We start from the raw sequence: 13,615 nt of genomic DNA, 5'->3' as shown, positions 1-13,615 counted from the left end.
GACTGAGGGGAGATATTACGATGGAAAAAAGAACGATTTTAACGACAAGCACAAGGGGATTGCTGGAAGAATCATTCCCATATCGTCTTTATCAAAAAGCAAAACGGTTAGGAACATGGAATCCGGCAGATATCGATTTTACTCAGGATCAAAAGGATTGGAAGTCGATGACAGTTGAACAGCAAGAGGACATCCTCCGCTTAATTTCTCAATTTCAAGCGGGTGAGGAGGCTGTTACATTAGATTTACTGCCACTAATGATGGCGATCGCCAAAGAAGGCCGGCTGGAGGAAGAAATGTTTTTAACGACCTTTTTGTACGAGGAAGCAAAACACACAGAGTTCTTCCGTTTGGTCTTGAATGCAATTGGCGAGAGGGGAGATTTGTCCCATTTTCATACGGAAACCTATCAAAAGATTTTCTATGAAATCCTGCCCGCAGCAATGGGCCGCCTTGTGACCGATCAATCCCCAGAGGCGATTGCTGAAGCATCTGTGGTGTATAACATGTTTGTCGAAGGTGTCTTAGCGGAAACTGGCTACTTTTCCTTTTATGCGGCTCTTGAAACGGCGGGGATTATGCCAGGGCTTTTAGAAGGGATTGGAAATTTAAAGAAGGATGAGTCGCGCCATATTGGCTATGGCACATTCCTGCTGCAGCGTTTGATTTGTGAACACCCGCATCTATTTGATTTTGTTGCCGCCAAGATGGGGGAACTTACCCCCTTAGCGATTCGGCTCAATCAGGAGGGCATTGCAGGAAGGGAGGTAAGTGCATTCGGAGGCAATCCTGATGACGTGATGAATTTTACGCTCAAACAGTTATCTGTTCGAATGGAAATTTTAGCGAGAGCAAGAGGCAAAAAGATCGAAGAGATTTATAGATATACAGATAGTGAGTTAGGAGTGTTGTAGGAAGAATGAAATGATGAGGTAATTGTGCCCTTGTTAGGAGGGAAAAGCTAGTTGACGGTCACAAATAGAAATAATTGTGCCCGTTTTAGGAAGAAAAAACTGTAGACGGTCACAAAAAGAAATAATTGTGACCGTTGGTAAAAGGTAGAGGGCATCGACGGTCAAAAAAAATAATTATTGTGCCCATTTTGTGGTCACAGGGGGAGCTACGGTCAAAAAAACTTCAATTGTGCCTAAAGGACTCGTCATTAAAATCTAAGTATAGAAGAGGAAGAAGAAATAATGACAGTAAATGTAGACGTACAAACTTTTCCCCACTTTATCAATGGAAAGTGGGAGCAAGCGAGCAGGGGGGAGACCTTTGATGTGTTCAATCCCGCAACCGGGGAGCTTGTGGCGAAAGTAGCAAAAGGGACCGAAAAGGATGTGGACATTGCCGTCAAAGCTGCCCGCGCCGCTTTTGACAAGGGTGACTGGAAAACGATGAATCCAAAGGAACGTGCCAAAGTACTTTATGCCATTTCTTATAAAATCGCCGAGCATGCCCAAGAACTAGCCTATTTAGAAGCAATCAGTTCAGGCGGGACAGTAAGGCGGATTGGCAATAGCGATATTTTACAAATGGTCGACTTGTTTCAGACACTCGCCAACTTTACGCTGGAATATTCCTTCTCAGAAACGCTTCCGGTTCCGCCATTCCCGGGACCTGCACATAACTTCATTTGGCGTGAACCAATCGGTGTATGTGCGGCAATTACTCCATGGAACCTCCCAATGGTCATCGCAACATGGAAAATAGCGCCTGCACTCGCAATGGGTAATACGATCGTCATCAAGCCAGCCAGTTACACCCCACTTTCTACATTAAAATTAGCTGAGATTATTTCAGAAGTGGTCCCGCCAGGTGTCATCAATGTTGTAACCGGAGGAGGTGCAGAAGTAGGAGAAGCCTTAGTCAACCATCCGCTGGTCGATAAGGTGGCTTTTACTGGCTCAACAGAGGTTGGCAGAAGAATTATGGGGCTTGCCGCCGGCACGATTAAAAACACAACCTTGGAGCTTGGCGGAAAATCGCCCAATATCCTCTTGGAGGACGCGGATCTGAATATTGCGCTGCCAGGGAGCCTTTTCGGTGTATTCCTTCATTCCGGTCAGCTGTGTGAGTCTGGAACACGTTTATTTGTACCCGATAAACTCCATGATCAAGTGGCAGCCGGACTTGTTGCCCTTGCCGGCAAACTAAAACTAGGCAATCCTCTAGACCCGGCAACAGATGTCGGACCAGTGATTTCAAAAAAACAAAAAGAAACAATTCTCTCTTATATTGAGTCTGGTAAGCAAGAAGGGGCAACACTTGTCTGCGGCGGGAAGGAAGTGATTGTCCCTGGCTGTGAGCAAGGTCACTTTATCGAACCGACGATTTTTACCAATGTCACAAATGATATGAAAATTGCTCAGGAGGAGATATTTGGGCCAGTCCTTTGTGTGATTCGTTATTCTTACCTAGATGAAGCGATTCAAATGGCCAATGATACGATTTATGGATTAGCCGCCGGTGTCTGGACACGTGATGTGAATAAAGCCTATGAGGTTGCTAGGAAACTTCAAGCGGGTGTTGTCTGGATTAACGACTGGCATATGCTCCGCAGTGATGCACCGTTTGGCGGTTATAAGCAAAGCGGCATCGGCCGGGAGATGGGCAAGCATTCACTTGATGCCTATACACAAGTAAAGCATGTTCATACCTCCATGTCGCCTGAATTGGATCGACGCAACTGGTATGGAATTCTGTTTGGCCAAAACTAATGAAGAGGTGAAAAGGATTATGAAAACAACTCTATCACAGTTTATGTTACGTACTGGTATTTACAGCGGATCAAATTCCCGGGCAATGGTGCCAAGTTTATTTGCCGGTCTTGGAGCCAAGCGTGTTCTCCTCTTAAGTGACCGCGGTTTGGAAAAGGCAGGAATAGTTGAAAAAGTGGCATCCATTTTTGAATTGACTGGTCATGGTTCTGGCCCGCAGCTTGTCGGAACGTATTTGGACATAGCACAGGACGCTGAAAGCCGCTGTATCAATGATGCCGTCCGTTATGCCAAGGAAGTGGGCGCAGATAGTTTACTAGCTGTAGGCGGCGGAAGTGTACTAGATACGGTAAAAGGGGTCAAATATGCGCTTCATAAAGGCTTGTTGGATATAAAAGAGGCAATCCCAGGCGGCTTTTTATATGAGCAATTTCCGAAAGCAAATTTTATTCCGATCCCGCATATTGCGATCCCGACAACAGCGGGAACTGGATCGGAAGTTTCTCCGATTGCCGTTATTTTTAATGAAGACATTCAAATGAAGACAAACATTATTAATCCGTTTATCAATGCGGATATTGCCATATTGGATCCTGATTTGACAGTTGGCCTTCCGCCGCTGATTACGGCCTTTACCGGATTTGATGCGTTAACACATGCGATTGAAGCACTAGCATCTCCAACAGCGACTGGTCTAACGGATGCCTATGCCCTGCATGCCATCCGTCTCATTGAAAAAAATCTTCCTGTGGCTGTAGGTGATGGCGGCAATTTAGATGCTCGAATGGATTTATTGCAGGCAAGTCTAATGGGAATTACTGCGTTTAGCTTTGCGCTTAATGCGATACCTGTTCATAATATGGCCCATGCCTATGGTGCCTTGTTCCGCATCCCACATGGCTTAGCCAATGCCGTCTTTTTACCGGTGGTGATGGAGCTTGTTCCGCAATTATATTTGCCAAAGGCTGCTGAATTGGCCCAGGCAATGGATGTCAATGTAAAGGAGGATACCCCTCAAACAGCGCTTGCTAAAGTGATTGATAAAATAAGATGGCTGCAGCAAAGCGTCGGATTGCCAGCAGACTTTAAGCAGTACAATATTAGTGAAGAGGCCTTAACCGCAACGATTCCGGCTGTCATGAAGGATCCTGCTGCCCTTAGCTTCCCAATGCCGCCTGAATTAATTTCTGCGATTGGACAGAGGGTTGTCCCTGTAACAGTAAAATAAGGATTGAAAAGAAACAAAGGTACTCTGCTTAGCATACCTTTGTTTCTTTTTGTATTTTTTGCTTTGTATCCATATACATCTTGATATATAATTTGCAATAGGGTCCTTTTTAGTATTGGATTGATTTACATAAAATTTTTAATGAGTAGGAGTAGTAAAATGGAAAAAGTCCTTATTTTCGGTCATAAAAACCCAGACACCGATACAATCTGTTCGGCAATTGCCTATGCAGATTTGAAAAAACAATTAGGCGTAGACGCCGAACCAGTTCGTCTTGGTCAAATCAATGGCGAAACACAATTTGCACTTACAACTTTTAACGCTGAAGTTCCTCGTTTAGTGGAAGCTGTTGCGTCTGAAGTGAATTCTGTTATCTTAGTAGACCACAACGAACGCCAGCAAAGTGCTAATGATATTGCAGATGTACGTGTGTTAGAGGTTATTGACCACCACCGTATCGCTAACTTTGAAACAAGCGATCCTTTATACTACCGCTGCGAGCCTGTTGGCTGTACAGCAACTATTTTAAACAAAATGTACAAAGAAAACGGTAAAGAAATTAAGAAAGAAATCGCTGGTCTTATGTTGTCTGCGATCATTTCCGACTCTTTATTGTTCAAATCACCAACTTGTACGCCGGAAGATGTTGCAGCAGCGAAGGAATTAGCGGCAATTGCTGGTGTCGAGGCTGAAACGTATGGTTTGGAAATGTTAAAAGCAGGGGCGGACGTTCGTGATAAATCGATTGCTGACCTTCTAAGCCTTGATGCTAAAGAATTCGAGATGGGTTCAAGCAAAGTTGAAATCGCGCAAGTGAACGTAGTGGACACTGCTGATGTCCTAGAACGTCAAGCTGAATTAGAAGCGGCCATTTCCAACATTGTTGCAGAAAAGAACTTAGACTTATTCTTGTTTGTTGTGACAGATATCTTAACAAATGATTCTGTTGGTTTAGCGATTGGAAGCAAAGCGGCTGCGGTTGAAAAAGCCTACAATGTTACATTAGAAAATAATGCAGCAACCTTAAAGGGCGTTGTATCACGTAAAAAACAAATTGTTCCTGTATTAACTGATATCTTTAATCAAGGTATCTAATAGAGTGCAAAACTAAAACCGATCATGCTTAGCATGGCCGGTTTTTTTGTGTTCTAGGAAATTATAGATTTACTACTTGTGGATAACCTTTTACAGGGTTAGATACGTCCAGCTCCAGCGCCTAGCCCCTCGATGGTGTACAGCCAATCCGTCCAAAAGGTTAAAGAACAACCTTTCAGCCGGCTCGTCTTATGCTTGTCGGGGCTAACCAAGGCGCTTGCGCTTTTGTTCTTGTGGTTCGAAGGTTAACTTATTCAACATCCTGCGTTTCTTCTTTCTTTTGATTCATTAAGAAAAATGTCAGCGGTTGTTCGGAGCCGGTCATTAATTTGTAGACATAAGATGAGGTAAGTTTATAGCCGTCCTCTATTTTTCCTGCCAAGTAATTAGTCCGTTCAAATAGAATGGAACGAATATGGTTTACTTGACGGGCTAGTTTATCTAATAATGCATCCTGCTGGTCAAGCCGCTCTAACATTCCCTCATGGATCTCTTCTTGTTTCGTTAGCTTTTGGGCAGCTTGTTTTTGCATCTCAAGTTGTTCTTGCATTTGTTGGGCAAGCTGCAGCTGAGTGTCTTCATTCTTATCTAAACGTTCTGCAATACTGTCACAAGTCTTACTAATTTGACTGATTTGACCAGACAGGGATTCCCTTACTTGTGTTTCCTTTTCAATAATAGCCTCTAAATGGACATTCTTTTCATGTAGAGAATGTAAATTGGTGACCATTTCGTTTTCAAATTTCTGCTGTCTATACGTACTATTCTTTAAATCGCTTAGCTGATAATCTACCTGTTTCCATTGGGTATTCTGAGCATCTGTTTGCTCCTTGTAACGTATCTGGAGTTCCGATAATGCCTGGTTCAGAGCCGTATTTGCCTTTTGCTGCTCCTTTATTAGTTCAGTTAGGAAATCTTGCCTTGCTTCCACTTGGTTTGATTCCTTCAATTGATTGCTATTTTTGAATAAATTCGGATGTTCCTTCTTATTAATGAATAGTCCCATACCTCTCTCCGCCTTTTATTTGTTAGATTGTGATAGTTTATGCAAAGAGATTGAATCTGGGGACATGATTGGGCTAGGGAACATAATAAAACAAAAAACGCTTGGAATATCCAAGCGTTTGGAATCAAACAATGACGGGCGTATTTAAAACAAATTTCTCTACAACCTTTGCTACACCATCATTCATATTAGAGTCAGTTACATAATTTGCTTTATCCTTAATATCTTGCGGGGCATTCCCCATGGCAACACCAAGTCCAGCGAACTCAATCATCGCTAAATCGTTGTAGCTGTCGCCGATGGCAATGACTTCTTCGCGCGTAATACCAAGTTGTCCGATTAACTGATTTAGGCTGGTTCCTTTTGTAACTCCTTTTTCCGTAAATTCCAAAAAGAACGGTTTCGAACGCATCACACTTAGTTCCTCCGCCAATTCTTGCTGAAGCATTTTCTCTACTTCGACAAGTTTATTAGGATCATCGACCATTAACACTTTTACAACCGGTTCATTGACCGACTCAACAAAACTGTCGACCTCCAAAACATCCAAGCCGGTAATTTCAGCTTCTATATTGGTATATTGATTTCCTGCCTCGGTAACAATCAAATCGCCAACATAAGTGTGAATAAACACATCTTCACGGCGGCTTAGTTCATATAATTGGTGCGCGGTCTCGGGGGACAAGGTGCTGCTAAAAAGCTCTTCACCAGTTTGACAGTTCGTTATTTTGGCACCATTGAAGGAAAGAATGAAGCTGCCATAATCTTTCAGGTTAAGTTCATCGGCAATAGCATACATGGCTGAGGTTGGACGCCCTGAAGCTAATACAACCTTTACACCACCCTTTTGAGCATCCATTAACGCCTGTTTCGTGCGAGGGGAAATGGTGTGGTCGTCTTGAAGTAAAGTATCATCTAAATCTAGTACAATCATTTTATATAACATTTTGATGTGTCCTTTCTATACTTTGTTCTTAACCCATCTTACTATAAATCTAGGAAAAAAACTTAATACAAATGAATCCAATTAAGAATTTTTCTAATAAACTATAGTAAATTCGAAACCTAACGAAGGTGAAAAACATTGTTTTTATTTAAGATGTTTAAAAATAAGTGTGTCATTTGTCATCGAAAAGTCAGTCCATTAAGGAAGTATCTTAACGATAAAGGGGAAGAGGTGAAGGTTTGTATTCCTTGCTCAGAATACGCTGAAAGAAGGGCTTTTCGGAAGGTAAAGTGGTAGCTTGTATATTCAATAGTTGTTCTATAAACATAATGGATAAGTTTCTATATTTTATTGCACAAGAGAGATGAAAAGTCTGTTAACATACCATTAGGAGGGGAGTAGAATGAAAAAAACAGCCGTTTCCTTTAGTGGTAAGGATTCAACGTTGGCTTTACATGAACTATTGAATTCAACCGAATATGAGGTCAAACTATTATTTTCAACGGTCACCGATGGATTTAATCGGACGAGTATTCATGGGGTACGAGAGAAATTGCTAGAGGCCCAAGCAGAGTCTATCGGTCTTCCATTGAAAAAAATCAGAATCCCTGAACAGTGTTCAAATGAAGAATATGGAGCAATAATGCTGAAAGAAATGGATGCCATGAAGGAATTGGGCATTGATCACATCGCATTTGGCGACTTATTTCTTGAAGATGTGCGCAAGTATCGGGAGGAAATGTTAAAGCCTGTAGGGATCACACCGGTATTCCCTTTATGGGGTTTAAACACTTCGGAATTGATTCATCGCTTTCTTTCCCTAGGCTATCGGACGATTACGACTTGTGTAGATTTGACTCGATTGTCTGAGGGTTTTTCAGGCAAGGAAATCACTCAACCATTTTTGGAGGACCTTCCAGTGGAGGTAGACCCTTGCGGGGAAAACGGGGAATACCATTCCTTTGTTTTTGATGGTCCCATATTTAAAGAGCCTATTCGTTTTAAATTGGGCGAGAAAAAGTTTACCAACGACATCTATACTGGTCAAATAAGATTCTGTTATACCGATTTAATTCCAAGCAAATGAAGCAGGGGGCTCCCTGCTTCATTTTTAACTAAACTACCTTTTTAAGTATTAATCGAGTAATGAACGAACGGCCAATTCATGGTTTCCTGTGGGTGGCCAAACAGATAGGTCAAATGGATAATCAGAACCGGGGACAACACGATTCTCACCAACCGTTTTGATTAGGAAATCCAGGCTATCTTGGTTCCATAACACCGTATCATACCAAAAGCGTTTCAAGTATTCCGATGGTTTGGCCTTTAACTGGGATGAAACTTGCGGCCATTGGTCAAATCCCTTGTCCAGCCTGCCAATCTGGTAAGGAAGCAAACCGCCGCCATGAGCAAATAATATTTTTACTTTAGGAAACTGATCAATCAAACCACTTAACAAGAGGTCCGTTGAACAAACCGTCGTTTCCCAAGGAACGCCAATTAAATTAGGCATCATTCTTCTCTTTAATCGAGGGTCTTCGCATAATAAAGGATGGATAAATACAATCGCTTTTAGACGATTAGCTTCTTCAAAGAAGGGCTTGAAAAATTCATCGGTTAACATTTGATTTTCAAGTCCAGGTCCGATAATGACTCCCTTAAGTCCCAAATTCATGGCATCTTGTAAGACCTTGGCTGCTTTAATAGGGTTGGTAAGTGGAACGGTTCCTAACGCTGAGAGTCTATTTGGCGACGTTTTGGTCCACTCGGCTAATGAACGATTATAAACATTGGATAGATCAAGCGTGATGTCTTCAGGAAAATCATACATAAAAAGCTGGGGAATAGGCGATAAAACGGAATGAGCAACACCTGCTTTTGCCTGCTCGTCTAGGTATAATTCGCCATCCGTAAACGATTTCTTCAATTCGAAGCCCCATTTTTCGTTAACGACTAAGAAATCATCTTTACTTTCTTCTTTTTTTATCCATTTTGCATTTACTGTTTTTTGGTGATCCTTCAACCAAGTTAAAACGTCCGATGGGATAAAATGAGTGTGAAAATCATACAACCGAAACAGCCCCTTTTAACTATTTTAAATAATTGATTAGTAACCTCGATAACCCATTCTTTGTGAAACCTCTTTTGCTGCACTCATGACCTTTTTTGCTAAACCTTGTATTTTATGCTGCTGTATTCGTTGGGTTGGCCCGACGACTGATAGTGCCGCAATGACCTTTCCTCTGTAATCAAAAATAGGGGCGGCGATGGAGGTTACCCCTTCCAAAATTTCTTCTGTACTACTGGCATAACCGTTTTCTTTCACTTGTTTTAAATAAGTCCGAAGCTTTTGCGGGTTAGTGAGGGTATTCTTGGTGAATTTTTTCAAGCCTTTCGCAATGACCTGATTAGCTACTTCTTCGGGAGAATGAGCAAGCAGGACCTTACCTGAACTCGTGCAGTAAGGAGGATTTCGCTTACCGATATGGGTTAGGAAACGGACAGGATGATTACATTCAACCTTTTGGAGATAGATCACGTCTAACTGATCCAAAACTGAAATATGTGCAGTTTCCCCGATATTTTCCACTAATCGATTTAAGACAGGCTGTGATTCCCTGTAGATATCCATCTGACTGCTGACTATCCCACTTAACGATAAAATGGAAAGACCTAACCGATATTTTTTTGTTTCTGGATCTTTGAAAACAAACCCTTCACTTGCAAGCGTTGTCATTGTTCGGCTGACTGTGCTTTTGTTAAGACCGAGCGCGGCAGATAGATCACTGATCTTTTTTTCGGGTTCATCCATGGTAAAAGATTGTAAGATCCGAAGGGCATTTTTTACAGAAGAAAGGTGACTTTCCTTCTCGATATTTACGTCCACATGAAATCCCTCTTTCTGATGTGTTTCACTATGTTAAACAAGGTTGCTCTATGTGGGCAATATACCAGAAAAAGCGGAAAATGAAAATAGTATTTTTAACTATTAAGAATTTTTACAAAAATTTATAAAAATATTTATGTTGTTGCATATAGCGCAACAGTGGCGTTGTATGTGAAATTCGGAAGCGTTACCATAATGTTAAGAAAATATTAAAATATCAATTATTTTGTAGGAGGAGTTTCGACATGGAAGTAGAAACTAGAGTAAGAGCCATTAATTGTTTGCACTTTATCAACGGCCAATTTGTCGAATCACAGAATCACAAGACGTTTGAAAATATCAACCCAGCAACTGAAGAAGTGTTAGGAACCGTTGCTGAAGGGGGAAAAGAGGAAGTTAATTTTGCAGTAGCGGCAGCCCGTCGAGCGTTAAATGGTAAATGGAAGACCATGCCGATTGTCGAACGCTCAAAAATTATCCGCAGGATTGGCGATTTAATTCTTGAAAGACAGGAAGAGTTGGCACATCTTGAATCCATGGATACGGGTAAGCCATTTTCATTAGCAAATAGTGTGGATATTCCGCGTGCTGCCTTTAATTTTCACTTTTTCGCTGATTATATGATTTCTGTTAACACTGATTCCAATATGCAGGATGATATCGCTCTTCATTATTCCTATCGCCGCCCAGTCGGTGTGGTTGGGATTATTAAACCGTGGAACCTGCCGTTACTACTGTTGACATGGAAGTTAGCGCCATGTTTAGCCATGGGGAATACAGCTGTTATTAAACCAGCCGAGTGGACACCAATGACCGCAACTGTATTAATGGAAATTTGTAAAGAAGCAGGCGTTCCAGATGGTGTGGTAAACCTTGTCCATGGTTTTGGACCAAATTCCTCGGGTGCGGCGATTTCGGAACATCCGGATGTGGATGCGATTTCCTTTATTGGTGAGCCAAGAACGGGTACAGCGATCATGAAATCAGCAGCCGATTCCTTGAAAAAGCTTTCCTTCGAACTAGGCGGGAAAAATCCAAACATTATCTTTGCTGACTCTGATTTGGATGAAGTGATCGAAACCACGATTAAATCCAGCTTTGTGAACCAAGGAGAAGTTTGCTTGTGCGGTTCACGAATTTATGTGGAACGTCCAGTTTACGAAGAATTTTTAACAAGATTTGCTGAACGGGTTAGAACTTTAAAAGTCGGCCACCCGCTTGAAGCAGATACGAATGTAGGTGCGCTAGTCAGCAAAGAACATTATGACCGCGTGAACAGCTATATTGATATTGCCCGCGAAGACGGAGCCACCATCCTAACCGGCGGAAAACGTCCGGATGGATATGAAAAAGGTTACTACTTAGAACCGACTATTTTAGTAGGGCTTGATCGAAATTCACGCTGTGTTCGTGAAGAAATCTTTGGACCAGTGGTTACCGTTATGCCATTTGATATGGAAGAAGAAGTGGTGATGCAGGCAAATGATACCCATTATGGATTAAGTGCAACGATCTGGACAAACGATTTAAGAAGAGCGCATCGGGTCGCACATCAGCTCGAGGCAGGGATTATTTGGGTAAATACTTGGTTCTTACGCGATTTACGAACACCTTTTGGCGGTATGAAGCATAGTGGAATCGGCAGAACGGGCGGCATGCATAGTATCGATTTTTACTCCGAACTTTCCAATGTCACGATCAAACTATAAGAAGGGAAGGAATACGTTGACTAATAAAGTATTACAATTTGCAGAACAGTTAGCTGAGGCAGAAATGACGAAAGTGGGGATTGCTCCGTTAACATCAGTTGATCCCGAGCTTACAGTCGAAGAAGCTTATTATATCCAGCTTGAAAATATTAATAAAAAAATAGCAGAAGGACAAAAAATCGTTGGCAAGAAGATCGGCTTAACGTCTTTAGCAATGCAAAACCTGCTTGGAGTGGATGAGCCGGATTATGGGCATTTGCTAGATAGTATGGTAGTGGAAAATGGCGGAACGATTTCAATAGAATCGGTCCTTCTGCCAAAAGTAGAAGCCGAGATTGCTTTTATTTTGAAAAAAGATTTACGTGGACCCAATGTGACCACTCTTGATGTTCTTCAAGCCACTGAGTATATCGTACCGGCACTTGAAATCGTCGATAGCAGAGTTCAAGATTGGAAGATTAAGCTGCAGGATACGGTTGCTGACAATGGCTCATCTTGTCTTTACGTGCTAGGTGGAAAACCTACTAAAATAGAAGATATTGATCTTGAATTAATCGGCATGGTCTTAACGAAAAATGGTGAACTCGTCAATACTGGCGTCGGTGCAGCAGCGTTAGGAAATCCAGCTACGTGTGTCGCCTGGTTAGCCAACAAACTATCAGAATTTGATATCCCGCTTCGAGCGGGAGAAGTGATACTTTCAGGAGCGCTGTCGGCTGCAGAGGTAGCTGAAAAGGGAGATTCCTTTACGGCAAGGTTTGCTCATCTCGGCCAGGTCAGTGTGCACTTTTAATATGGAGAATAGGAGGGGAACAATGTGAGTCAAATTAAGGAAATCGCTAATTATCTTGTTGCCGCCGAGCTTGAAAAAAGGGAGGTTGTAAAGGTAACGACCAACCTAAAGCCGGATTTAACTGTAGAGGAAGCTTATCAAGTTCAGGAAGAAATTGTCCAAATGAAACTGCAAGAAGGCAGAAGAATCGTTGGTCCCAAGATGGGTTTAACTAGTTTTGCCAAAATGAAACAAATGGGAATAGAAGATCCCATCTATGGATATGTGTTTGATTATATGTTGATTGAAAATGGCGGAAAACTGCTATTACATGAGATGATCCATCCAAAGGTGGAAGCGGAAATCGCCTTTGTAATAGGGGAAGATATCGAAGGTCCAGGGGTAACCGGTGCACAGGTTCTCGCCAAAACGGAATATGTGCTTCCGGCTCTAGAAATCATCGACAGCCGTTATGAAAATTTCAATTTCACTTTACCAGATGTGATTGCGGATAATGCCTCAACCTCAAGAGTGGTATTTGGAACAACCTTAAAGAAACCAGAGCAATTTGAATTGGATTTACTTGGCTCAACTTTGTCCATTAATGGAGAAATAAAAGAACTTGGGGCAGGTGCAGCGGTTTTAGGACATCCGGCACATTCCGTCGCGATGCTGGCCAATATGCTTGCCAGAAAAGGTGAAAAGGTCCGTAAGGGTGACGTGATTTTAACAGGCGGGATTACCAGTGCAGTTATGCTGAAATATGGTGATGTCGTCAGCGGGAAATTTGATGGGCTTGGTGAAGTAACCTTTACCGTGACTGATTAAGTCGAAGTACTTTTTAAAAATAAGGCTGTGTTAAAGGTTACTGTTGATTTTTTGCCTGTTGATTGTAGCGGAAGGCGGCGGAGACTCCTGCGGGAGTACGGGGCNNGCCGCCTGGAGCGGAAATCAACCTTCAAGATTAACCCAGCCTAAAATAAAGGATGAGTAGCATGCCACTAATTAATGTTCAAATTATGGAAGGAAGACCTCCCGAAAAAGTAACAGAACTAATTAAAAATCTTACCCATACGGTTGAGGAAACCTTGAATGCACCAAAGGAAAGCATTAGGGTCATTGTAACAGAAGTACCAAAAACCCATTGGGGGATTGCAGGCATACCTGCGTCAGAAAGATAAGAATTGATAAATGGGAGCATGGGGAAGATCATTGCTCCCCACAATTTATCTGTTATGTAAGCGTTACCTTA

The 13,615-nt window shown here is 42.1% G+C and carries 13 protein-coding genes; 9 read left to right on the top strand and 4 right to left on the bottom strand.

Annotation, left to right across the window (positions count from 1 at the left end):
• The first annotated feature begins 20 nt into the window (after window positions 1-20).
• The 4 genes from J7E81_RS23510 to J7E81_RS23495 all read left to right on the top strand — a co-directional run bounded on the left by J7E81_RS23510 (window position 21) and on the right by J7E81_RS23495 (window position 5,043).
• Window positions 21-914: a R2-like ligand-binding oxidase gene (locus J7E81_RS23510; protein WP_215046065.1), complete on the top strand. Its 894-nt coding sequence runs from the start codon at window positions 21-23 to the stop codon at window positions 912-914.
• A gap of 282 nt (window positions 915-1,196) precedes the next feature.
• Window positions 1,197-2,720 carry an aldehyde dehydrogenase family protein gene (locus J7E81_RS23505; RefSeq protein ID WP_215046063.1) on the top strand — a complete coding sequence of 508 codons (1,524 nt, stop codon included), beginning with the start codon at window positions 1,197-1,199 and terminating at the stop codon, window positions 2,718-2,720.
• 19 nt (window positions 2,721-2,739) lie between these two features.
• Complete coding sequence (locus J7E81_RS23500) at window positions 2,740-3,948, top strand: iron-containing alcohol dehydrogenase (RefSeq protein WP_215046061.1); 1,209 nt, start codon at window positions 2,740-2,742, stop codon at window positions 3,946-3,948.
• 159 nt (window positions 3,949-4,107) lie between these two features.
• Complete coding sequence (locus J7E81_RS23495) at window positions 4,108-5,043, top strand: manganese-dependent inorganic pyrophosphatase (protein WP_215046059.1); 936 nt, start codon at window positions 4,108-4,110, stop codon at window positions 5,041-5,043.
• A gap of 250 nt (window positions 5,044-5,293) precedes the next feature.
• On the opposite strand, the gene J7E81_RS23490 is transcribed toward J7E81_RS23495, so the two are convergent.
• Together J7E81_RS23490 and J7E81_RS23485 are read right to left on the bottom strand one after the other, a co-directional pair.
• Window positions 5,294-6,049: a hypothetical protein gene (locus J7E81_RS23490; protein ID WP_215046057.1), complete on the bottom strand. Its 756-nt coding sequence runs from the start codon at window positions 6,047-6,049 to the stop codon at window positions 5,294-5,296.
• A gap of 124 nt (window positions 6,050-6,173) precedes the next feature.
• Window positions 6,174-6,995 carry a Cof-type HAD-IIB family hydrolase gene (locus J7E81_RS23485; protein ID WP_215046056.1) on the bottom strand — a complete coding sequence of 274 codons (822 nt, stop codon included), beginning with the start codon at window positions 6,993-6,995 and terminating at the stop codon, window positions 6,174-6,176.
• A 403-nt stretch (window positions 6,996-7,398) separates the two neighbouring features.
• Between J7E81_RS23485 and J7E81_RS23480 the strand changes: the two genes are divergently transcribed.
• Complete coding sequence (locus tag J7E81_RS23480) at window positions 7,399-8,082, top strand: Dph6-related ATP pyrophosphatase (RefSeq protein ID WP_215046054.1); 684 nt, start codon at window positions 7,399-7,401, stop codon at window positions 8,080-8,082.
• Window positions 8,083-8,130: 48 nt separating this feature from the next.
• On the opposite strand, the gene J7E81_RS23475 is transcribed toward J7E81_RS23480, so the two are convergent.
• Together J7E81_RS23475 and J7E81_RS23470 are read right to left on the bottom strand one after the other, a co-directional pair.
• Window positions 8,131-9,066 carry an amidohydrolase family protein gene (locus J7E81_RS23475; protein ID WP_215046052.1) on the bottom strand — a complete coding sequence of 312 codons (936 nt, stop codon included), beginning with the start codon at window positions 9,064-9,066 and terminating at the stop codon, window positions 8,131-8,133.
• A 36-nt stretch (window positions 9,067-9,102) separates the two neighbouring features.
• On the bottom strand, window positions 9,103-9,882 hold the full coding sequence (locus tag J7E81_RS23470; protein WP_308162269.1) for an IclR family transcriptional regulator: 780 nt from the start codon (window positions 9,880-9,882) through the stop codon (window positions 9,103-9,105).
• Window positions 9,883-10,127: 245 nt separating this feature from the next.
• Here J7E81_RS23470 and J7E81_RS23465 point away from each other — a divergent pair, with 245 nt between their 5' ends.
• From J7E81_RS23465 to J7E81_RS23450, 4 genes are all read left to right on the top strand, one after another.
• Window positions 10,128-11,591: an aldehyde dehydrogenase gene (locus J7E81_RS23465; protein ID WP_215046050.1), complete on the top strand. Its 1,464-nt coding sequence runs from the start codon at window positions 10,128-10,130 to the stop codon at window positions 11,589-11,591.
• Window positions 11,572-12,384 carry a 2-keto-4-pentenoate hydratase gene (locus J7E81_RS23460; protein ID WP_374104084.1) on the top strand — a complete coding sequence of 271 codons (813 nt, stop codon included), beginning with the start codon at window positions 11,572-11,574 and terminating at the stop codon, window positions 12,382-12,384. Before J7E81_RS23465 ends, J7E81_RS23460 begins: the two co-directional genes overlap by 20 nt.
• A 24-nt stretch (window positions 12,385-12,408) precedes the next feature.
• A complete protein-coding gene (locus J7E81_RS23455) occupies window positions 12,409-13,191 on the top strand; it encodes a 2-keto-4-pentenoate hydratase (RefSeq protein ID WP_215046047.1) in 783 nt (260 codons plus the stop codon).
• Window positions 13,192-13,358: 167 nt separating this feature from the next.
• Window positions 13,359-13,544, top strand: coding sequence for a 4-oxalocrotonate tautomerase (locus J7E81_RS23450; RefSeq protein WP_215046045.1), 186 nt, complete (start codon window positions 13,359-13,361; stop codon window positions 13,542-13,544).
• Window positions 13,545-13,615: the final 71 nt, after the last annotated feature.

Source organism: Bacillus sp. ISL-18, assembly GCF_018613415.1.
In the GTDB taxonomy this organism is placed as follows: domain Bacteria; phylum Bacillota; class Bacilli; order Bacillales; family Cytobacillaceae; genus Neobacillus.
This window is presented reverse-complemented; position numbering and strand designations above follow the sequence as displayed.